Source organism: Myxosarcina sp. GI1(2024) (genome assembly GCF_053543375.1).
Map to the genome: position 1 here is coordinate 100325 of NZ_JBKGTY010000004.1, position 20698 is coordinate 121022.

Annotated in this window: 19 protein-coding genes; 9 read left to right on the forward strand and 10 right to left on the reverse strand. The window is 42.9% G+C overall.

What is annotated here, in order from left to right:
• Window positions 1–169 precede the first annotated feature (169 nt).
• Together ACLFKQ_RS17950 and ACLFKQ_RS17955 are read left to right on the forward strand one after the other, a co-directional pair.
• A complete protein-coding gene (locus tag ACLFKQ_RS17950) occupies window positions 170–1525 on the forward strand; it encodes a mechanosensitive ion channel family protein (RefSeq protein WP_449001144.1) in 1356 nt (451 codons plus the stop codon).
• 319 nt (window positions 1526–1844) lie between these two features.
• Window positions 1845–2255, forward strand: a complete 411-nt coding sequence (locus tag ACLFKQ_RS17955) for a VOC family protein (protein ID WP_449001145.1) — start codon at window positions 1845–1847, stop codon at window positions 2253–2255.
• A gap of 238 nt (window positions 2256–2493) precedes the next feature.
• On the opposite strand, the gene ureC is transcribed toward ACLFKQ_RS17955, so the two are convergent.
• The 3 genes from ureC to ACLFKQ_RS17970 all read right to left on the reverse strand — a co-directional run bounded on the left by ureC (window position 2494) and on the right by ACLFKQ_RS17970 (window position 6441).
• Window positions 2494–4206 carry an urease subunit alpha gene (gene ureC, locus ACLFKQ_RS17960; RefSeq protein WP_449001146.1) on the reverse strand — a complete coding sequence of 571 codons (1713 nt, stop codon included), beginning with the start codon at window positions 4204–4206 and terminating at the stop codon, window positions 2494–2496.
• Between the two features lie 149 nt (window positions 4207–4355).
• A complete protein-coding gene (locus tag ACLFKQ_RS17965) occupies window positions 4356–4925 on the reverse strand; it encodes a DUF3172 domain-containing protein (protein WP_449001147.1) in 570 nt (189 codons plus the stop codon).
• 196 nt (window positions 4926–5121) lie between these two features.
• Complete coding sequence (locus ACLFKQ_RS17970; RefSeq protein WP_449001148.1) at window positions 5122–6441, reverse strand: glycoside hydrolase family 10 protein; 1320 nt, start codon at window positions 6439–6441, stop codon at window positions 5122–5124.
• A gap of 181 nt (window positions 6442–6622) precedes the next feature.
• Here ACLFKQ_RS17970 and ACLFKQ_RS17975 point away from each other — a divergent pair, with 181 nt between their 5' ends.
• Window positions 6623–7117: an N-acetyltransferase family protein gene (locus ACLFKQ_RS17975; RefSeq protein ID WP_449001149.1), complete on the forward strand. Its 495-nt coding sequence runs from the start codon at window positions 6623–6625 to the stop codon at window positions 7115–7117.
• Window positions 7118–7310: 193 nt separating this feature from the next.
• On the opposite strand, the gene ACLFKQ_RS17980 is transcribed toward ACLFKQ_RS17975, so the two are convergent.
• The 3 genes from ACLFKQ_RS17980 to ACLFKQ_RS17990 form a co-directional block, all read right to left on the reverse strand.
• Entirely contained in the window at window positions 7311–7514 is a 204-nt protein-coding gene (locus ACLFKQ_RS17980) for a hypothetical protein (protein ID WP_449001150.1), read from the reverse strand.
• A 231-nt stretch (window positions 7515–7745) separates the two neighbouring features.
• On the reverse strand, window positions 7746–8879 hold the full coding sequence (locus tag ACLFKQ_RS17985; RefSeq protein WP_449001151.1) for an amidohydrolase family protein: 1134 nt from the start codon (window positions 8877–8879) through the stop codon (window positions 7746–7748).
• Between the two features lie 126 nt (window positions 8880–9005).
• Window positions 9006–10364 (reverse strand): glutamine synthetase family protein, encoded by a 1359-nt coding sequence (locus tag ACLFKQ_RS17990; protein WP_449001152.1) that lies wholly within the window; start codon window positions 10362–10364, stop codon window positions 9006–9008.
• Window positions 10365–10730: 366 nt separating this feature from the next.
• On the opposite strand from ACLFKQ_RS17990, the gene gatA reads away from it, so the two are divergent.
• The 4 genes from gatA (at window position 10731) to ACLFKQ_RS18010 (ending at window position 16361) form a co-directional block, all read left to right on the forward strand.
• On the forward strand, window positions 10731–12191 hold the full coding sequence (gatA, locus tag ACLFKQ_RS17995; protein ID WP_449001153.1) for an Asp-tRNA(Asn)/Glu-tRNA(Gln) amidotransferase subunit GatA: 1461 nt from the start codon (window positions 10731–10733) through the stop codon (window positions 12189–12191).
• A 304-nt stretch (window positions 12192–12495) separates the two neighbouring features.
• Window positions 12496–14085: a phosphoglycerate dehydrogenase gene (gene serA, locus ACLFKQ_RS18000; protein WP_449001300.1), complete on the forward strand. Its 1590-nt coding sequence runs from the start codon at window positions 12496–12498 to the stop codon at window positions 14083–14085.
• Between the two features lie 205 nt (window positions 14086–14290).
• The gene (locus ACLFKQ_RS18005; RefSeq protein WP_449001154.1) at window positions 14291–15028 is read left to right on the forward strand and encodes a pyridoxine 5'-phosphate synthase; all 738 of its coding nucleotides are present in this window, start codon (window positions 14291–14293) and stop codon (window positions 15026–15028) included.
• 571 nt (window positions 15029–15599) lie between these two features.
• On the forward strand, window positions 15600–16361 hold the full coding sequence (locus ACLFKQ_RS18010) for an alpha/beta fold hydrolase (RefSeq protein ID WP_449001155.1): 762 nt from the start codon (window positions 15600–15602) through the stop codon (window positions 16359–16361).
• A 7-nt stretch (window positions 16362–16368) separates the two neighbouring features.
• Here ACLFKQ_RS18010 and dpsA read toward each other — a convergent pair whose 3' ends face one another.
• Entirely contained in the window at window positions 16369–16929 is a 561-nt protein-coding gene (dpsA, locus tag ACLFKQ_RS18015) for a DNA starvation/stress protection protein DpsA (protein ID WP_449001156.1), read from the reverse strand.
• 170 nt (window positions 16930–17099) lie between these two features.
• On the opposite strand from dpsA, the gene ACLFKQ_RS18020 reads away from it, so the two are divergent.
• The gene (locus ACLFKQ_RS18020) at window positions 17100–17255 is read left to right on the forward strand and encodes a hypothetical protein (protein WP_449001157.1); all 156 of its coding nucleotides are present in this window, start codon (window positions 17100–17102) and stop codon (window positions 17253–17255) included.
• 145 nt (window positions 17256–17400) lie between these two features.
• Window positions 17401–18048 (forward strand): SOS response-associated peptidase, encoded by a 648-nt coding sequence (locus ACLFKQ_RS18025; protein ID WP_449001158.1) that lies wholly within the window; start codon window positions 17401–17403, stop codon window positions 18046–18048.
• A 64-nt stretch (window positions 18049–18112) separates the two neighbouring features.
• On the opposite strand, the gene ACLFKQ_RS18030 is transcribed toward ACLFKQ_RS18025, so the two are convergent.
• From ACLFKQ_RS18030 to ACLFKQ_RS18040, 3 genes are all read right to left on the reverse strand, one after another.
• On the reverse strand, window positions 18113–18370 hold the full coding sequence (locus ACLFKQ_RS18030) for a FeoA family protein (protein ID WP_449001159.1): 258 nt from the start codon (window positions 18368–18370) through the stop codon (window positions 18113–18115).
• Entirely contained in the window at window positions 18360–18764 is a 405-nt protein-coding gene (locus ACLFKQ_RS18035; RefSeq protein WP_449001160.1) for a FeoA family protein, read from the reverse strand. Before ACLFKQ_RS18035 ends, ACLFKQ_RS18030 begins: the two co-directional genes overlap by 11 nt.
• Before the next feature lie 247 nt (window positions 18765–19011).
• A complete protein-coding gene (locus tag ACLFKQ_RS18040; RefSeq protein ID WP_449001161.1) occupies window positions 19012–20604 on the reverse strand; it encodes an iron uptake porin in 1593 nt (530 codons plus the stop codon).
• Between the last annotated feature and the right edge of the window lie 94 nt (window positions 20605–20698).

The window sequence follows — 20698 nt, forward strand, 5'->3', positions numbered from 1 at the left end:
ACGTTTACAATATGAGTTCGATCGAAGTGCTATCGTAACTCGATTGTTTTGACTACTGACCTCTAATTTTAAGTACACGCTCGAAGACAATGTCGAGCATTGTCTAACTGATATGTAATGGCACCTCAACTTGAGTTATTTATACATGGGAGTGTCAATCCAACCAACTATGAAACAGCAATTTGATTTACTGCGTCAATTTCCCAAAATGATTATTACTGTTGGGTTATTAACGATCTCGCAACCCATAGCGATCGCTCAAGAGGAAATCTTACCTCCTGCTGACACTTCTGCTCCAGTAACAATTCCTGAAGATGGGATGTACTTTGCCGATGTGTTAGTGAGAAATCGACCGGTAATTCAAATTGGCAGCTTGCCCGAAATTAATGCCAGGGCGAGAGCTGAAATTATCAATCGCCGCATTGCTAGTGTGGTGGCTAATGCCGAAGAGCTAGAACCAGTTACTGTCGCTTTCGACTCTTCGAGACAAATTGCTACCTTAAGGCTAAATAATCGAATTTTAATGACCGTAACCCAGCAAGATGCCGAAGACTATGGGGTTAGCGTCGAGGCTTTAGCAGCTAGATGGGCAGAACGACTAAATACCGCTTTGGATAAGCCACCACTGGCGATCGATGTCGGACAGAGGCTTTATAGTACGATAAGAGAATTGTTACGAGATACGGTTGCAAATTTACCTTCCTTAGTAGGAGCAATTGTTGTTATTGGATTTACTTTACTGGTTGCTAGAGTTGTACGTTATTTAGCTTTTCGGTGGGCACAACAAACTGAAGGAGACTCTACTACTGAAGTTCTAATTGCTAGACTTAGCTACGGAGGAATTTGGATAGTAGGTTCGGTAATTGCTCTAGGAGTGATGGGGTTAAATTTTGGAGCCTTGTTGGGAGCTTTGGGACTAACTAGCGTGGCAATTGGTTTTAGTCTCAAAGATGTTTTAAGTAATTATATTTCTGGAGTAATTTTACTAGCAGCTCGTCCTTTTAGAATCAACGACCAAGTAGTAATTGACGATTACGAAGGTACGATTACTCAGATTCAGCTACGGGCTACTACGATGAAAACCTACGATGGTCGAGTTGTCTATATTCCCAATCAAGAAGTATTTCAAGCCAGCATTATTAATAACACTGCTTCTCCCCGTCGCCGTAGCAGCATTATAGTAGGAATCGATTATGGTGAAGATATCGAACGGGCTAGAGAAGAGATCCTGCGCGCTTTAGAGGCGATAAAAGAAGTAGAGCTCGATCCCGCTCCAGATGTTTTAGTCAACAAGTTAGCTGCTAGTACGGTAAATTTGGAAGTTCGTTTTTGGGTAGATTCTCGTCGTTCTGGGTTTCTTGCTACTACCTCCAAAGTCGCTCAAACCGTTAAAGAAGTTTTAGAAAGAGCCGATATTGATATGCCGACAGATATTTATACTTTGGTCATGCGAGACTTTCCTTCACAAATTAAAATTCAGGAGCGGGAAGAAGGAACTAAGAAACTTAATTTGGATAGTCAATAAAACAGGTAGTAGGGAATAGGGAATGGGAAATAGATAATAGCTTTTTGGTAGTCGCGATCGCCAATAACGACTAAATCTTAATGCTAAAGATTGCCGGAAATTGAAAACTACTTAGAGATAGATTTATTAACTACAAAATCGAGCTAATTTTTACAGAGGACAAAAATAGACATATAGACATATGGTAATCTTTTCTTAGATTTGTTTGGCAAAAATTTTTGAAAAGTAGCTAGAAATCTTATGGCGATCGCCGAAAATTCAGCTAGATTGTCGCTCGAACGCCAAAAAATCCCTCGAAAAATATTGTAATTGAGAAGTGATGGAATTTAAATTTAACTATACTAGGCTATACGTAGGAGATTACAAAACTTGCTTGAAGTTTTATCGCGATATCTTAGGATTAAAAGTAACTTTTGCTTCAGAAATAGATACTTACATCGAACTTACCGATGGTGCTACTAAGCTAACGCTGTTGAACCGCAACAAAATTCCCGAATACTTCGGAAGTGATACTCCAGTGTCTTTCGGACATAAAAATGATGCCATTGCTTTGAGCTTTCACGTCGAAGATGTAGACAAAGCCTTTGAGTATTTGTGTCAGCAAGGGGTAGAAATTGTGAGTAAGCCTTGGGATTTTGCCGATTGGGGAGTAAAATTAGCTCTAGTGCGCGATCCTGAAGGTAATTTAATCGAATTAAATCAATTAGCCCAAATGGTAGGCGCGGAGTAAAGCTCGAAAGGAGATCGGGTTCGGAGCGAGATACTTCCTAGGGAGCTAAATTATTTGACAAAGGTTTCAGGACTTACGCACTCGAGCATTAAAAACTTAATCTACCCTGACCAACCCGTTGCTCAAACAAGAAAATTTCGTTCAACTGCGTAAGTCCTAGCTGTGAGAATACGGCTCGAGTTTTGAAAGTCTATAGCTTTAGTAGTTGGAATAATTTTTTTAGATCGTTTAATTTCACTTAAAACAAAAAATAACGCTGCGCCATCGGTAAAACTTTGGCAGGTTCGCAGGTCAATAATTCTCCATCTGCTCTCACCTCATAAGTTTCGGGATTTACCTCAATTTGTGGGGTAGCATCATTGAGTTTCATGTCTGCCTTACTGAGATTACGAGTATTGGAGACGGCGACGACGGGAGTTTGTAAGCCAATTCGTTCGGCAATCCCTCGCTCTAAAGCTGCTTGAGAAATAAAGCTCAAAGAAGTCGCCCCTACCGCACCGCCATAGCTGCCAAACATGGGACGCATTTGCACTGGTTCGGGAGTCGGTATACTGGCATTAGCATCGCCCATTTGCGACCAGGCGATCGCGCCACCTTTGATGACTATCTCTGGTTTGACTCCAAAAAAAGCAGGTTTCCAAAGACAGAGGTCGGCTAGTTTACCCTCTTCAACCGAACCGACATAATCAGCAATACCGTGCATTATGGCGGGGTTGATGGTGTATTTAGCAATATAGCGTTTGGCGCGAAAGTTATCGGCTCGTTCCTCGCTAGGGGACGAGAGAACGCCCCGTTGCAGCTTCATTTTGTGGGCGGTTTGCCAAGTACGGATAATTACTTCCCCCACTCTACCCATGGCTTGAGAATCAGAAGCGATCGCACTAAAAGCACCCAAATCGTGGAGAATGTCTTCGGCAGCAATGGTTTCACCACGGATGCGCGACTCGGCAAATGCCACATCTTCGGGACTGTTTTTATCCAGGTGATGGCAAACCATCAACATATCGAGGTGTTCTTCTAAAGTGTTGACGGTAAAGGGTCGAGTGGGATTGGTAGAAGAAGGCAAAACATTAGTCTCGCCGCAGACTTTAATGATATCTGGTGCGTGTCCGCCGCCAGCCCCCTCGGTGTGATAGGTATGGATAACGCGCTTTTTAAAAGCGGCAATGGTATTTTCGACAAAACCAGCTTCGTTTAAAGTATCGGTGTGAATCGCTACTTGTACGTCATACTCATCGGCAACCCCAAGACAGGTATCGATCGTCCCAGGAGTCGTACCCCAGTCTTCGTGTAGTTTTAACCCCATTGCCCCTGCTTCGATCTGTTCTACCAGCCCTTCAGGTTTGGCACTATTCCCCTTGCCCAGAAAGCCCAAATTCATCGGAAAAGCATCGGCAGCCTGCAACATTCGCGCCATATGCCATTCCCCCGGAGTACAGGTGGTAGCATTAGTACCGGTGGCAGGTCCCGTACCGCCGCCAAACATCGTCGTAATCCCAGAAGCGATCGCCGTTTCGATTTGTTGGGGACAGATGAAGTGGATGTGGCTGTCAATGCCCCCGGCGGTGAGAATCATCCCTTCTCCAGCGATGACTTCGGTCGAGGCACCGATAATAATATCGACATCATTTTGAATCAGAGGATTGCCTGCTTTGCCAATTTTATGAATTTTGCCGTCTTTAAGTCCCAGATCGGCTTTGACGATGCCCCACCAATCGAGAATCAAGGCATTGGTAATTACCGTGTCTACCGCTCCATCTGCGCGCGAAATTGGCGATTGTCCCATCCCATCCCGGATGACTTTACCGCCACCAAACTTGACTTCATCACCGTAAGGCGTATAGTCTCGTTCGACTTCAATAATAATATCCGTATCCGCCAAACGGACGCGATCGCCTACTGTCGGACCAAAAGTCTCTGCATACGCCCGACGTTCCATACGGTAGCTCATTTCTCTCTCACCCTACTTTAACGATTTTTAATCTTATTACAGCTATAGCAAAAAAAGTAGTGTGACTCTGATAATTAAATTACCAGAATCGCACACTGAGCAATTATAGAAAAGTAGGGAGGCGAGTCAACAGACTGAGTGAAGTTGCCTTAAAAACTATCAGATTCAGGTCTGGCGTCAGACGCTCCCGAACGATTTAAGAACAAATTACCCGCAGCATCATTTTGGTATACGCAGTTAATTTGAGGAGAACCGTCTATACTACCCGTATAAGCAAAAGTATTCATTCTGCGCTTACAGTCTCTAACTTGTTCGGAACTAACTAGTTTTCGTTGTTCGAGAAGCGACCAGTTATTTTGGCGCAGAATACAGCCTGGTTGCATTACTGGCTGAGAAACGAAAACGTTGAAAGGATTCATACTCAAGAAGAAACGCATATCGGTCACGACCGCACTCGCTCCGAATTGCTGACAGAGTTCGGGATTTGGTGCTAGGCGATCGATTTCTAAGCGAGAATCGATACTGGCAAGGTTGGAGTTGCTGCTAAAGTTTAAGCTAATTCCTACGACAATACCTAAAATAAATACACTGGCTAAAATTGCGGCTTTAGCTGCATTAAAGGGATTTTTGTTGTTAGGGGATGAAGAAGAGGGAGCAGACTTGCCATTGGGAGGACTATAGCGATCGTATACGGAGTCGGGTCGATTTCTGCGTTTCATAAAATTAAATGCAATCGGTTAAAAATTTAAATAGTTGAAAAGCGATTTTATAATTATTTTAACTAACAAAGATTTGAAGGATAGTTTTCTTAGCCATCTCATTATTGAATCGATCTAGAGAGCGTAGGGTTGAGATATCTCTACTGGCAGCCTTTGGCAGGAAGTCAAAGGTATCGCTCGCTCGCCCTGAAAACCTCTAGTGTCTAAAATTATTATTAACCGCCAACTGGCAATCAGCTACTTGCGGACGCTTCGCTGGCTCTTGGAAAACTGATTTTAAAGCCGCTTGTCTGCGCTCTGGAGATTCGGCAGCTAAATTCCACAGACTTTCATAAAAGAAGAAAGACATGCCACCGAGATTGCGGTCGCGAACTGCCTTTATCTGTTGATTAATCTCGCTCCAATATACCCGATGACCTTTCAAACCAGATAAAATACCAATTCCTACGGGAATGTGCCGGTTGGCAGCAATAACTTCGGGTTGCCGTAATTCTCTAAGGAAGCTATCTTGGCGATCGCGATAGACCTGAACTACTAACTCTTCAATCAATCCCATTCTCTCCCAGCGATACCAATCTAGCAGAAAAGAGTTGAGGGAAAAATCTTGAGGATTGGGTGAGAGGGATACAATTGCTTGGGGATTGGCTCGTTTGATTTGATGAAATAGGGTTTCCATATAAGCCGTAATTTTATCGGCACGCCACTGGATCCATTCGGGATCTTGACTATCTTCTGGTGGCAGTTGTCCTTGGTGTTCCTGTTGATAGAGTTTGACCGTGTATTCGTCGTAACCTAATTCAGAAGGATAACCAAAGTGATCGTCAAATTGAATGCCGTCTACATCGTAGTTACTAACTATCTCCACGACTAAATCGCTAATCAACTGCTGGACTTCTGGATGTAGGGGATTGAGCCAAACTCGTTGGTGAACTTTACCCTCCCACCAAATACTGCTGCCATCTTGGCGTTTGGTCAACCATTGAGGATGACGCTGTGCCAATACCGAGTCGGCAGGTGCCATAAAGCCAAATTCAAACCAGGGAATTACCGCCAGATTTTTTTGGTGTCCTGCAGTAATAATTTCTTGGAGTAAATCGCGGTCTTTCAATTCCTCTCTCGGATCTAGGGCATATCCCGTAGCCTGTCGTGAAATCTGGGAAGGATAGAGTGTATGTCCCCAATTCCAGACGGTAGGATAGAGCGTATTAAAATTTAGTTCTGCCAAGCGAGCGATCGCCCCAGCAGTTTTTTGACGGGAAAACAGTACGTCGCTATCGATATTAGTCAGCCAGACCCCTCTTAATTCCCTGTCCGTATTGGTGGCACAGGATCGATTTAGTTGCACCAACGGGCGATCACTTGGTAGTTGAGTATTACCTGTCAGGGGAGTTAGGGCAATAATAGTAAAAGTCAAGACAAAGAGAAAGATTAACCAAGTCGGACGACCCAAATCTCGGCTAAACTGAACTAATTTGTTAGCAAAGTTATCGTAGATCTTGGCAATACGCTCTTTCATATTGATGTTAGAGTGAGGAATATTAGCAATCGAGAGCTAGAGATGGGCAATTTAGTTTTAGATAATTACCAATTGTCCTGATGACAGGAGATATTAAATAGCGCGCTCGATTTTCAACATGGCGATTATAGCTCGTTCTCTTCCAAAACATAAACGAGGCTCTGTAAATAAGTAATAAGCAATGTATATTCGCAATGCTGTTGCCAGCGATCTCGAAGGGATCGTCGAGATTTACAATCAAAGCATTCCCCATCGCACTGCTACTGCCGATACCGAACCGATTTCGGTTGCCAGTCGTCTCAATTGGTATCGCGATCGCCCTCATACTCGTCCCCTTTGGGTAGCTGAAATTAATGGCGTTGTAGCTGGCTGGCTCAGTTTTCAATCTTTTTACGGTCGTCCCGCCTATTGCCACACTGCCGAACTAAGTATTTATGTAGACTATAACTATCAGCGGCAGGGAATTGGTAGCAGTTTATTAGAAAGAGCGATCGCCGAAAGTCTGCAACTAGAAATTAAGACCCTGCTTGGGTTTATTTTTGCTCACAATTACCCCAGTTTAAAGCTCTTTGCGGCTTACGGATTTGTAACTTGGGGACACTTACCCCAGGTAGCCGAACTAGACGGAATCGAGAGAGATTTAATAATTTTGGGTCGCCGAATTAATGGTAGCTAGTTTCGATGTCTTGAGTTACTATTGCGATCGCCAAAATGAGATTAACGCCTATATCTAGCAAAACCGAATTCCTGACGATTTAATCAATCTGTTGGTGGGCGATTTATGAGCGATCTATTCTATTTGTCTGCATTTAAATTAGAATTTGATATACCAACCGTGAGAAATGCAAAAGAAAATCGGTAAAGTTAAATTATTTTTGAATAATATTGTAACCCGTAACCACTATTTGACCATTGGGATAAGTAGTCCATATCCACTGAACTTCTTCATTTTCGTTCAATTCGACGCTGATTACGGCGGAAGGAATATTTGATGTAGCAGAAGTTAGAGATAAGCTTGGTTGAGGTGCAGGAACAATTCTTTTTGAGTTTTCCTGGCTGTTAGCAATAACCATAATTTTTGATGAACGCAGTCTACATTACTAGTTTAACTTAGCATCAAATCAAGGACTGACACTATTGTTCACTAGCATTGCTATGTTAGCCCATCAACGGTTTTATATCTCGACCGAAAGTTTACATCTAGATTCCAGTAGCTTCAGTCTGGAGGGAAACAATGAAAGAGGTTCAGACCAATCGAGCAAATCAATTGAACCGCTCAGGATTACCCATGGCTACTCTAAACACTATCGACCAGATTTAAAACAATAGCGATACAAAGCAAGAGCATTATTGCGTAAAATAGCGATCGCAATTGCCTCTGCTTCCTTAGTAGTCAAATCGGAATCGGCGATCGCTTCTTCTAATACCTCTGCTAAAATCTGACGACTCCACTTTGCTGCTAAATAATATAAATCGGGAATAAATTTAGCGTCGGAAGAATACATCAACTTACTTGTAGGTGACAATTCTAGTAGTTGCCGTAAGGTATTTCGCATACCAGAAAAGCTTAAAAAAGGCAGTGTCAAACCAAAATCTAAATAAAGGTGGGGGTATACACAGGCCAAATAGCCAGCTTGGCGTACGTAAGGATAACTTGCATGAAGTATGACAAAAGGAACCTGACGATACTCTGGAGATTCTAACAGAGGACGCAGCAACAGCGGATTTGCTAATCTCAGATCTAAATCTGGGTCGCCAAAACCCGTGTGAAATTGAATTGGAAGGCGATATTTAGCCGCAATTGATAATGCTCGCTGCAGTAGAAAATCGATTAAAACTTTGTCAGCCAGTCTTAAATATTGCCCTTGTAGTTGCTGTTTTAGATTGTTAAAACTCTGGGCTGCTACTTCAGAACTCACAGTTGCGATCGCCAAACCAGTACGGTAACAAGCGATACTCTTAAAGGCAACTACATTAGATGGCGGTGGGTCAATTTCGTCGTCAAATCTGGTAATAAAAGTTGCAAAGTCTTCACATTGAGGAATCAATCGTTCGGCTAAAATTTCTAGGCGCAAAATTCTTTTAACCGAGACAAATTGCTCGTGCCACGATAGCGGTAAAATCGAATCCGGTTCCAATCCGTCATCTAAATAAATTGCCTCTAAATTAGCCGATTGAAAACACAACTCAGTTAATTTCTCCAGTCCCAAATTTTGTCGGTGTTCTAAGATTGCCGCTTCTTCTGCTTGACAGTTTAGTAAAGCCGCCATTGCTCGCAAGCTGCGGCGATAGAATAGGGTATGACGAGCATGATAGTCGATTATTTCTGGGTCATAGCCCTGAGTAAATGCAGCAGCATAGGGATACTCTACCGCAGCTTGTGTTTGCAATAAGTTATGTCCGTGTTGGTCGATAAGGGGAATATCGGTAAGGTTCATCAGATTTTTTGCATAAATATTTTTTTTAAATATTTTTAAATATTAAAGATAGAGAGACACAATCAAAACTCCTGACTCTTGACTACATTCTCAACCTACTATTTCTAAATTCGTGTGAGAAGTCTATTAGTATCGCGCCCACAGTTGGTTTACTTCTCGATCTAGTTCCCAATCTTTCATCGCTTCCCATTCGGCTTGACGTACGGCTAAGAACGCTTGAGATAATTCTGGATTTAAAGCATTTAAAAGCAAATCGTTTTCTCGGAGGCGAGCGATCGCTTCTCCTAAATTGGTAGGCAGTCGTTCGATTCCTCGAGCCTCTCGTTCTTCAGGGGACAAGCTTCCGGGATCTACAGCTAGCGGTGCTGGTGCTTCGAGACTTCTTTGCACCCCATCCAATCCAGCAGCGATCGCAGCACCCAGTGCTAGATAGGGATTGGCAGAGGCATCTACTGTTTTTAATTCAATATGAGTGGGGCAGCCAGTGGGATTGCTAGGTACTCGCACGGCTGCTTCGCGGTTATCCAGTCCCCAACAGCGAAAAGCACCACTCCAACAGTGAGGAAGTAAACGGCGATAGGAGTTAACACTGGGTGTGGTCAATGCCATGAGCGATGGTAGATGATGCAATATCCCAGCAATAAATTCTCTGGCTGTTTTAGATAGACCACAAATACTCTGACTGTCGGGCAGCAAGTTTTCTCCGTTTTGCCAGAGACTAAAGTGTATGTGACACCCGCTACCAGAAGCATCGGGGAAAATTTTAGGTAAAAAAGAAGCTTCTAGATCGTGTTTGTGAGCGATCGCTTTTATAGTCTCCCTAAAGGCAATCTGCCAGTCAGCCGCATCCCAAGCATCAGTGTAGCCCATGGAAATCTCCTGTTGACCTGGACCCGATTCGGGATAATACTGCTCTACAGGTATCTTTTGAGCGATCAGTGAGGAGACAATCTCATCAATAACTTCTCTATGGAGATCCATTCCTTGAGTAGAGGCGAAGACTGTTAAATCGGCAGGTTCTAATCCATTAGCTGTTTGCCGTAATAAGTAAAATTCATTCTCGAATGCTGCCTTAATTTCCAATCCTTGACGTTTTGCTGCTGCAAGGATCTCTCTTAAGAAATTACGCGGACACAACGACCAAGGAACTTCGTTATGTACCATGTTGCCCATTACCCGCGCATGACCTGGAGAATAGGGCAACATCTTCAAGCTCGACCAGTCAGGTACTAAACGAACTTCCCCTACAGGACTCAACCCGGATTTTGGTATAACGGCATCATACATTACCGGAACTCCCTGCTGTCCGGCGGCTATGCCCACACCCCAGTCGAAGTACTCAGAAAGCATATCTAAAAGCATATCTATATGTACGGCTTTGCCACGGATGATATTGGCATTGTCACACCAAAGAATACGCACGAATTTGACTCCAGATTGCTGGAGGGTTTTTCTGACTTCCTTAAACTTAATCTTTTCAGTCATTGCCAGAAAAGGGTCGTGGTTAATTTAATCTAGATTTTCAAGAAGCGATTGACCGAGACTCTATTATGGTCATTGTTTAACAGAGCCAAAAATAATCTCACTCGATCGAAATTTACAATCCCCTAAAGGCTCGATTATTGCCATAGCAGGTAGTCAAATATTTTGACCATCGCCCACACCTACCATATTCAATTAACTATTTTTGAGTAAGCCTAACATAGATCGCTTTGCTAAGCGCGATCGCACTTAAGTTGGATTGAAAGTTCTCAGGGAAACTGCTGTAAGAGGAAACTGTTTTTTTACTCCCCAGTAGATATATTTCTCGATATAGTGATTGCTGTAGCTATTTAAATCGAAGAAAATTTGATGTACTCAGCAAATATCAAACAGTTACATCAGCAGTTAGTGAGCAAAGAACGTTCGGCAGTAGAAATTACCCGAGAAGCTTTAGAGCGTATCGAAACTTTAGAACCTAAAGTACGGGCTTTTATCACGGTTACTGATGAGCTAGCCCTCTCAACTGCCGAGCGAGTAGATGCCAAAATTGCCGCAGGAGAATCTATTGGGCTGTTAGAGGGAATTCCCATCGGGATCAAAGACAATATGTGTACCAAGGGAATTAAAACTACCTGCGCTTCCCAGTTTTTAGCTAATTTCATTCCACCTTATGAGTCTACCGTAACCCAAAAAATCAAAGCTGCAGGAGCGGTAATAGTAGGAAAAACCAACTTAGATGAGTTTGCGATGGGCAGTTCTACGGAAAACTCTAGCTTCCACATTACCGCCAATCCCTGGGATTTAGAACGGGTTCCTGGGGGGTCCTCTGGCGGTTCGGCGGCAGCAGTAGCGGCGGGGGAATGCGTAGTTTCTCTGGGTTCGGATACGGGCGGCTCGATTCGTCAACCAGCTTCATTGTGTGGCGTAGTAGGGATGAAACCGACTTACGGCTTGGTGTCTCGTTTTGGCTTGGTAGCGTTTGCCTCTTCTTTAGATCAAATTGGACCTTTTGCTCGTAATGTGGAAGATGCAGCAATTTTGTTGAGTGCGATCGCCGGATACGACGAACACGATTCCACCAGTCTCAAAGTCGAGATTCCTGACTATACTCAATATCTCCAGCCCGATTTTAAATCTAGGGGGGGATTAAAAGTCGGCGTTATTAGCGAAACTTTTGGAGAAGGATTAGATTCCAAGGTAGCAGAAACCGTTAGAAAAGCGATCGCTCAGTTAGAAGCTTTGGGTGCAGAAGTTACCGAAATTTCCTGTCCTCGTTTCCGCTATGGTTTACCCGTCTACTACATTATTGCCCCTTCTGAAGCCTCGGCAAATCTAGCTCGTTACGATGCGGTAAAATACGGCTTGCGTCAAGAAGCGGATAATCTGCTGTCGATGTATACCGATACCCGTGCGAGTGGTTTTGGCAAAGAAGTCAAGCGGCGGATTATGTTGGGTACCTATGCCCTCTCGGCTGGTTATTACGATGCCTATTATCTTAAGGCGCAGCAAGTTCGGACTCTAATTAAACAAGATTTCGATCGCGCCTTTGAATCAGTAGACGTTCTGGTATGTCCTACTTCTCCGACTACCGCGTTTAAAGCCGGAGACAAAACTGCCGATCCTCTGAGTATGTACCTGTTAGATTTGATGACCATTCCCGTTAATTTGGCTGGTTTGCCTGGAATTAGCGTTCCCTGCGGCTTTGACGATGGAGGACTGCCAATTGGAATGCAACTGATTGGTAATGTGCTGCGCGAGGATATCTTGTTTAACGTAGCTTATGCCTACGAACGAGCTACAGAATGGCATCGACGACATCCTCAATTATAGTAAAAGTAGCAAGTGACAAAATAAGCTCGGTGGCATTGCGTTTGATGAGAAACCAAAGTTTGCTGCTGGCTACTTCTTAAAAAAAATTTCTGAGATTGAAGAATTGTAGTAGCTTTTACCTTTACAATAATTTACTGCGTGACGTTATGTTTTATAGAAAAACGCTCGCTGGTCGATAAAGCCTAAAACCCCAGGTAAGAAGACATAGAGAAATATTAATAGGCGATCGCTCACCATAAACATAAACCGGGCAATTTATAACCAGGTCAAAAGATATTCAGATTACGCGATAAATATAATGAATATGGCAAAAGTTTTAGTTTCCGATCCCATCGACCAAACTGGTATCGATATCCTTTCCCAAGTGGCTCAGGTGGATGTAAACACCAAGCTACTACTAGAGGAATTAATTAAGATTATTCCCGAATATGATGCTTTGATGCTGCGTTCTGGTACCAAAGTCACTCAAGAAGTAATTGAAGCTGGTTCTAAATTAAAAATTATCGGACGTGCGGGAGTAGGTGTGGATAACATCGATGTTCCTGCCGCTACTCGTCAGGGTATCGTGGTGGTTAATTCTCCTGAAGGTAACACTATCGCCGCTGCCGAACACGCTCTGGCAATGATGCTCGCTCTCTCGCGACAGATTCCCGATGCCAACCTGTCAGTTAAAAGCGGCAAATGGGAACGCAAAAAGTTCATCGGTAATGAAGTTTATAAAAAAACTTTAGGGGTAGTAGGCTTAGGAAAAATTGGAGCGCACGTTGCCAAAGTAGCGCGAGCTATGGGCATGAAGTTACTGGCATACGATCCTTTTGTTTCTGAAGATCGAGCCGAACAACTCGGCTGTAGTTTGGTAGACCTAGATTTACTCTTTCAAGAAGCTGACTATATTACTCTGCATATTCCCAGAACCCCCGAAACGACCAATCTAATTAATGCTCAAGCCTTAGCTAAAATGAAGCCAACGGTGCGAATTGTCAACTGCGCTCGCGGAGGGATTATCGACGAAGTAGCGTTAGCCGAGGCTCTCAAGGAAGGCAAAATTGGTGGTGCCGCCTTGGATGTATATGCTGAAGAACCTTTGGGAGATTCCCCTCTTACTCAACTGGGTTCTAATTTGGTGTTAACTCCTCACTTGGGAGCATCAACAGCCGAGGCACAGATCAATGTTGCTGTCGATGTCGCAGAACAGATTAGAGATGTTTTGCTGGGGTTACCAGCGCGTACAGCGGTTAATATTCCCGGACTAAATCCCGATGTCATGGAACAACTGAGACCCTATCTCAGATTGGCAGAAACTCTGGGGAATATGGCAGGTCAATTGGCTGGTGGCAGAATCAACCAGCTTAATATTCGTCTCCAAGGAGAATTAGCGAGTAATGACAGTCAACCTATAGTTGTAGGAGCATTGAAAGGAGTATTATCTCAGGCACTAAGAGAACGAGTGAATTATGTCAATGCGGCAATTGAAGCTCAGGAACGAGGTATTAGAGTAATTGAAACTAAAGATGCTGCTACTCGTGATTATTCCGGTGGTTCTCTACGTATCGAAGCACAAGGAGCTAATGGTACTCACTCGGTTACGGGGGCTTTACTCGGCGATGGCGAAATTCGCATTACCAGCCTCGACGAGTTTCCGATCAACGTTCCTCCTAACAATCATATGTTATTTACTCTGCACCGCGATATGCCTGGAATTATCGGTAAAATCGGCTCGCTGTTAGGTAGTTATAATGTCAATATTGCCAGTATGCAGGTAGGACGTAAAATCGTACGGGGAGATGCGGTTATGGTACTCAGTCTGGACGATCCTCTTCCTGAAGGCATTTTAAAAGAGATAACTAAAGTAGATGGGATCAGGGATGCCTACACGGTTCAACTTACATCATAGGGCGATCACCTGACTGAAATAAAGAGATAAGTAAGTGGAGACAGGAATTGCTTCACTTACTCGTTTAACTTACTCCGATTTAGTAGCGAATACTCCCCACATCACTAATAGAGTTATGCCGATATAGCCAAATACGGCTAGCCAGTCGAGTTGATTACTAGAAAGCATGGTTTTAAGTATTTAGATTGTCAATAATTAAATTGTAATGACTAACCTCAGCGTCAATCTCAACAAAGTCGCTCTCCTCAGAAATACTCGTAATATTGGGATTCCCAGCGTTACTAAGATGGCTAAAATTTGTATCGATGCGGGCGCTCATGGAATCACGGTTCATCCCCGTCCCGATCGCAGACATATTCGACCTTCAGACGTTGATGAATTGGCTCAAATGCTAACAATGGTTGAGTTCAACATCGAAGGCAATCCTTTGGAAACCTCTTTTATAGAAATCGTACGTCGAGTCAAGCCTACTCAGTGTACTTTGGTTCCCGATACTCCAGATACTTTTACCTCAGATAGCGGTTGGAATTTAACTAGAGATCGCGATCGCTTGATCCCTATAGTGAGAGAGTTACAAAGTCTCGGTTGTCGCGTTAGTTTGTTTATAGATCCCGATTTAGAGCAAATTAGTCTCGTTCCCCAAACTGGCGCAGAGCGGATCGAACTCTATACCGAGCCATATGCTACGGCGTTTCGAGAAGATCGAGACTTAGAAGCGGTGTTTCAGCAGTACCTAAAAGCGGCGACTAAAGCTACAGAATTAAATTTGGGAATCAATGCGGGACACGACCTAAATTTGAAAAACTTGGCTAAATTTTGCACGATCCCCAACATCGTGGAAGTTTCCATCGGTCATGCCCTAACTGCCGAAGCCTTGGAAATGGGTTTAGCTCAGACAGTTAAAGAGTATCTCAAAATCTTGACCGGCGGTAAGGCGCACTAAGTACACGGGCTCTGTCGTCGAGGGCGCAGAGTAATCTCTGACTTAAACGAAGGAAGAAGTTCGAGGGAAGAGGGAAGAAGGTTATTGAAATAGTAGATTTAAACTACTATTTCAATGTAGACTTTTTATCTAGCGATTAAAAAGGGGACTTGAACCTAGTAGCTCAAAGCAAAAGTTAAAGTGCGATCGCCACTCTTGGTTAAAAAATTTTAAAGTTAAAAGAGAATTTTTTTCAATAACTGCGGTTTTGATGTAAGCTAAATATGGAATTAATAAATTAAGTTTTAATTGTTTTGGCTGAGAGCTAATCGTCCTATGGCGATTACGCTTCGTATAACCTTCGCAGTGCCACCCACTCAAGCAAGATTTGTCCTTCCAAACAATTGAAAATAATTTTTATTAATTCTAAAACTTGCCAAGTTCTACCATAGATAGCAAACCACCGACCAACGGAATTCAACCTTCAACAGTTTGTTTTCTCCTCTTAGGGGAAAGGAAGTCGGATAAAAATCCACCGCTGACTTTCCCTTTTTCTCAATTAACGCGATCGACGAACGAGTATATTTTAAACATGTCTAATACCATTCAAACCGTCTGGATCGATGCCAATTCTAGCTTCAAACGTTTCCATCAAAGGCTGCTCCACTATCTATCGCGCTACGAAGCGATCGCCTGCTGGGAATATCAACAACATCAAGATGAAGCTTGCTCTTTAGAAATAGCTCTAACTTTGCTACACGACTATCTCAAAAGTCTTCCTCGATCGGTAAACTTAATCGGTCATGGTACGGGAGGATTGTTAGGATTACTCTACGCTCGAAAATATCCACATCGAGTTAAATCTCTAACCTTACTAGGAGTAGGCTATCGTCCCGCCGTAGATTGGCAAGCACACTATTACGCTACCCGAAAACTACTACCCTGTAGTCAAAATATGGTGTTAGCGCAAATGGTACAAAAATTATTTGGCTATCAAAACCGCTACAACAGTAACGGTTTAATCGAAATTCTCCAGCAAGACTTAAATACTTCTCCTTCACCTCATTCCCTCTATCAACAGGTTACTATACCTGCGGGCAGAATATCCGCTCCGATGATGGTCTGCGGTGGCGAATACGACACTGTAGTAGACTCGAACAGTTTAACTGGCTGGCTGAGTTATTTTCAGGAAAATGATGTTTTATGGAAATGTCCCCAAGGATGTCACTTTTTTCACTTCTTCTTTCCCGAGACCACTTGTAGACAGATAATTAAATTTTGGGAGCGACTCGATAAATCAAATATCTCCTCCGGAACCGAAGTTCAGAAGGAGACTTGCGAACAACTGCATTAATTGAAACTTATCGACCGTTAACGTTACCACCTACAAAAGCCAGTGTTAAACTATCGTGAACCAAGAAGTGCTCGAGATGATAGGCTCTCTCTTCAGTTTTAAGCAAAATTTGTTCGTAGAGATAGCGAGTAGCTCGATCTCCCAAGCTTTCTGATTGAGAAGCCTGAGAACGCAATAACTTAATTATTGCCTGTTCTGCTGCTAAATCGTGCTCTACCATTTGACGCTCATTGTAGACTCCGTCAGACTCTTGGTCGAAACAGCATAGTTCCCCTAGTTTGGTAAAGGTTGCAGCCGGAATTCCGCCAAGTCCATTTAATCTTTCACCCAATTCGTGAACGTGCTCTTGCACTTCATCGTAACTTTCTTGGAAAAACTGATGTAGGGAATAATATTCCGAGCCTTCAACTACAAAATGATGTTTTTGATACTGTAAATACAGTCCCTGAAAACTAGCCAGAAGTGCATTCATGCCCTCACAGACTGGTTCGGTAACATTTTTTTCTAGCAGAATTGGATTATCTTCCACTTGACCGAAAGGACGTAGCAAACCTGTATTTGTAGACATAGTTTTATTCTCATTTAATAGGGCTTATCGATAATATATCGCAAGCTGCATGTTTACGCTCTGAATAATTCAAGTTAATTAATGAACAAAGGTTTCAATTTTCTCTACCGCAGTTGTCAATCGATGCGATCGCCAGAATCTCAAGCTAATTATCTGTAGAGTCTTAAATTATGAAAGAGTATTCCGTAAATAATCGCAAAAACTCCATTCCTCAATGGCAAGTAGACAGAATGAAAACCATAATTGCCAACCGCTGGTTGGAAGTTTGGCAAATTGTCGAAATGAGAGCGAGGCGTAAACTAAAACATTACGAAGAGGAACTTTAGTCCATTAATTAAGTAAAATTCCTCTGATTAAAATAAAATAAAAATACTATTGCAGCGATCGCCACATGACAGTTGCTAAAAGAGAGGGCGAATTTTGTTAGTATACTCATACTAAAGAAATATACCAATTTCCATTATATCTCTAATGTGCGGTCGATATACTCTTATAGCCACCTCAGAAGAACTGGCGCGACACTTTGAGGTAAAACAGCCAGAGTTTTTGCCGGCTCGGTATAATATCGCTCCCAGTCAAACTATACCAGCAATCGCTCAAGAAGAAAATCGCAGACGGCTCAAACTAATGCGTTGGGGCTTAATTCCCCGTTGGGTCAAAGATCTCGAAGCATGGAAAGCGAATTTAATCAATGCTCGAGCTGAATCGGTAAATAGCAAACCTTCTTTTAAAACGGCATTCAGACAACGTCGCTGTTTGATTCCAGCCACTGGTTTCTATGAATGGTCGAACAAACAGCCTTATTATTTTCACTTGAAAGATAATCGCCTATTTGCTTTCGCCGGACTTTGGGATAGCTGGCAACATAAACCAACAAAAGCGATCGTCTCCTGTACCATTATTACCACTACAGCTAATAGTTTGACTGCGAAGATTCACCATCGAATGCCCGTTATCCTCGCTCCCGATGATTATCAGACTTGGCTTGATGGCGACGAAGATGAAGCGCAGAAGTTGTTGCAACCCTACACAGAATCCGCAATGGAATTACGGCAGGTTAGCAAATTGGTTAACAATCCTCGTAACGATAAGCCAGAATGTCTTGCCAATAGCAAGTAGAAAGTCGAAATAATTTACCATCACTTCTTAACTTTGCATTTCCTGCTTTTTAATCAAACAGTATTTAACTTTCTTCCCCGTAAGTTATGGGTTCTACACAAAGGGCATCCACTTCAGGCTTGCTTAGTCTGAGGATTTTAGTAGGTAAAATAATTTCACTAAATCCTGCTGGAAGGGAAACATTCGAAGCAATAAAAGCCGTTCCAGGAGTCAAACCCTTCATGAGTAACTTACCAATATAACCGCCATAGGCGCGATCGAAACCTACTACTATTGCTACCGTACCTTGAGATAATTCTCTGATGCTTGTTTCAACTTTCATTATTTTGCCGATCCACTAATTTTACGACTAACTTGCAAGTAATTTCCGCTCCTAAGCCGATTTGCTGTCGATCGATGCGAATAATTACCGAACCACTTGCTGTTTTGCTGACTATTTCGGCGACAATTCCTGGCTTTAATCCCAGATTGCAGAGATAGTTACAGGTGTTTTTGTCCAAGTGCATTCGAGTAATTTCAACCCAGTCTTCGATCTGAGCCGTGTTGAGCCATACACCGTTAGCAGGAAGCTCGATGTCTTGAATGGGATTTAATAAATTGTTGGATTCGGTAAATATTCCTCCCACAAAAACCAGCTTGGAAGACTGAGAGTGGATAAGCGATCGCCTCTGCCAATTACCTTTGTGAATTATTGGCAATAAATTAAAATCGAACATAAGTAGCAACTAAGAGAGAATTATCTATGACCGTGTGGTCGTTGAATACCTAGCTAGGTATGCGGTCTAGACATATTTTGATTATTGAAATCTTTTTTTATTTAACACTTACTTTTTATATATATACCGCGATCTCAATTTATTGACAATCATTTTAAATAAATTTGTTGTTAAATTTTGACTATAAAAAGAGGCGAATAAAAATTCGCCTCAGTTGCGATCCAAAATAATTCCGTTTCGCTCCGTCTTAAAAGGTGAAGGTAGTACGAATCGTTCCAATAATCAGATCGTCATTAGCGTCGTTGTTATCGGGTGCTGTAATCCAGATAACCCCAGGAGTAACGGCAATGTTGTCGTTAAACCGATACTCATAAAATGCTTCGACGTGCAGAGAAGTATCTTCATCATCTCCCAAGTTATCGATACTGGATTCTGTTACCCAAGGTTCCATTCCGATAATCACTCCTCCCAAATTTCCCTCTTTACCCAAGTCGGGAAAAGCCAGAGTAGCTGCCCAATTCCAGATATCCTGCGTACCGCGATCTAACTGTCCGTCAAGAGATGAGAGATTGGTTACTTTACTCAAGCCACCCCAACCGCCAATAACGATGCGATCGCTCAAAGCAAAGGAAAACTGCGCTCCATAAGAGTTGCTCACGGTGGGTACGGCTTCACCAAAGGAATCTTCTGTAAAGAATTGCAGGTTGGCTAAACTGCTACCCGTTCCCGTGTCGCTTTGGTCGTATGCATGAACGTAGGTAAAAGCTAGAGTCAAACTTTCAATGGGAGTAAATAGCACCTGTCCTAGCGCACTATAGGAACCGTTAAACAAACCACTGCCTTCTGTGGGATCGCTTGCCTCTCCTGCCAGATAACCCGCACTAATTTCAATTGTGTCGCCGATATCCTGAATAATTCCCAAGCCCGTCTCGCCGGGAGGTAGATAGATTGGGCTGCGAGTACCAAAAGCAGAAAGGGCACCCGATCCGCCATCGCCGTCGAGAATACTAACCGTGTCGGCAATATCGTCAGCAGCCAATCCTGCCGCACCCACTAATACCGTGGTGCTGTCTGTAGGAGCAAAACTATAAAATAAAACTTCCAGAGCTACTTCGTTATCCTCTGGTTGAGCAAAAGCTAAGTTTCCTTGAAAAGTTCCAGTTTCTTCGGTAAATTCGGGAAAGTTACCTGTAGAGAGGCGAGTAAACAACAGATCTTCTCCCGTAAAGCTACTTTCTAATTCTAAGCGAACGCGATCGCCAAAAACCGTAAAAGTGTCAATGTCATCTTCGCCATCATTTCTAGTTCCGGTATATACTCCACCCAAGGCAAAAATTGCTTCTCCTGCTAATTTGGTAGTGGTAGAAAACTGATTGTCTTCTAAAAAGGCAGTACGGCTTTCAAGATTGTCAATTCTGCCTCCCAAGGTTGCCAATTCCGCTTCAAATTCTTGGGCTAGACGGGTCATCGTCTCTAAATCTTCTCGAGTAACTGCTTCAGAGGAAGCAATCAAACGCTCGATCTGATTCAGACAAGAATTCAACCCTGCGGCAAATTCGTAACGAGTTAAAGCTTGTCTACCGCGATAAGTCTGATTGGGATATCCTGCGATACAGCCATAGCGATCTACTAAGCTTCTGAGGGCTTCGTATGCCCAATCTGTGGGAGAAACGTCGCGCAACTGGTTCACGTTGGTTACTTGGTTGACAGTGTTGGTTTTTTCTTCTCGCTGGTATTGTTCGATCTGTTCTAAGACATCTGGCGTTTGAGCGAGCGCGCTATTGGCACCAGCCATTATAGAACTTAGAATTACTGGGGTAGTTAGCCAAACTTTGTTCATGTTTTTGTCCTCACACCGAGTAATAATTTTTTCTTTAGAACTTTAGAATTAACAATCGAGGCAAACACTCGACTGAAAAATAAATGGAAAATAT

What these genes read in the sequence shown, in the direction of transcription:
- dpsA (WP_449001156.1), bottom strand. Translation starts at nt 16,929, where the DNA reads ATGTCTACAAATACAGGTTTGCTACGTCCTTTCGGTCAAGTGGAAGAT.
- ACLFKQ_RS17965 (WP_449001147.1), bottom strand. Translation starts at nt 4,925, where the DNA reads ATGAAACGCAGAAATCGACCCGACTCCGTATACGATCGCTATAGTCCT.
- ACLFKQ_RS18010 (WP_449001155.1), top strand. Translation starts at nt 15,600, where the DNA reads ATGTCTAATACCATTCAAACCGTCTGGATCGATGCCAATTCTAGCTTC.
- ACLFKQ_RS17980 (WP_449001150.1), bottom strand. Translation starts at nt 7,514, where the DNA reads ATGGTTATTGCTAACAGCCAGGAAAACTCAAAAAGAATTGTTCCTGCA.
- gatA (WP_449001153.1), top strand. Translation starts at nt 10,731, where the DNA reads ATGTACTCAGCAAATATCAAACAGTTACATCAGCAGTTAGTGAGCAAA.
- ACLFKQ_RS18020 (WP_449001157.1), top strand. Translation starts at nt 17,100, where the DNA reads ATGAAAGAGTATTCCGTAAATAATCGCAAAAACTCCATTCCTCAATGG.
- ACLFKQ_RS18030 (WP_449001159.1), bottom strand. Translation starts at nt 18,370, where the DNA reads ATGAAAGTTGAAACAAGCATCAGAGAATTATCTCAAGGTACGGTAGCA.
- ACLFKQ_RS18040 (WP_449001161.1), bottom strand. Translation starts at nt 20,604, where the DNA reads ATGAACAAAGTTTGGCTAACTACCCCAGTAATTCTAAGTTCTATAATG.
- ACLFKQ_RS17990 (WP_449001152.1), bottom strand. Translation starts at nt 10,364, where the DNA reads ATGACTGAAAAGATTAAGTTTAAGGAAGTCAGAAAAACCCTCCAGCAA.
- ACLFKQ_RS18005 (WP_449001154.1), top strand. Translation starts at nt 14,291, where the DNA reads ATGACTAACCTCAGCGTCAATCTCAACAAAGTCGCTCTCCTCAGAAAT.
- serA (WP_449001300.1), top strand. Translation starts at nt 12,496, where the DNA reads ATGGCAAAAGTTTTAGTTTCCGATCCCATCGACCAAACTGGTATCGAT.
- ACLFKQ_RS17975 (WP_449001149.1), top strand. Translation starts at nt 6,623, where the DNA reads ATGTATATTCGCAATGCTGTTGCCAGCGATCTCGAAGGGATCGTCGAG.
- ureC (WP_449001146.1), bottom strand. Translation starts at nt 4,206, where the DNA reads ATGAGCTACCGTATGGAACGTCGGGCGTATGCAGAGACTTTTGGTCCG.
- ACLFKQ_RS17955 (WP_449001145.1), top strand. Translation starts at nt 1,845, where the DNA reads ATGGAATTTAAATTTAACTATACTAGGCTATACGTAGGAGATTACAAA.
- ACLFKQ_RS17970 (WP_449001148.1), bottom strand. Translation starts at nt 6,441, where the DNA reads ATGAAAGAGCGTATTGCCAAGATCTACGATAACTTTGCTAACAAATTA.
- ACLFKQ_RS17950 (WP_449001144.1), top strand. Translation starts at nt 170, where the DNA reads ATGAAACAGCAATTTGATTTACTGCGTCAATTTCCCAAAATGATTATT.
- ACLFKQ_RS18025 (WP_449001158.1), top strand. Translation starts at nt 17,401, where the DNA reads ATGTGCGGTCGATATACTCTTATAGCCACCTCAGAAGAACTGGCGCGA.
- ACLFKQ_RS17985 (WP_449001151.1), bottom strand. Translation starts at nt 8,879, where the DNA reads ATGAACCTTACCGATATTCCCCTTATCGACCAACACGGACATAACTTA.
- ACLFKQ_RS18035 (WP_449001160.1), bottom strand. Translation starts at nt 18,764, where the DNA reads ATGTTCGATTTTAATTTATTGCCAATAATTCACAAAGGTAATTGGCAG.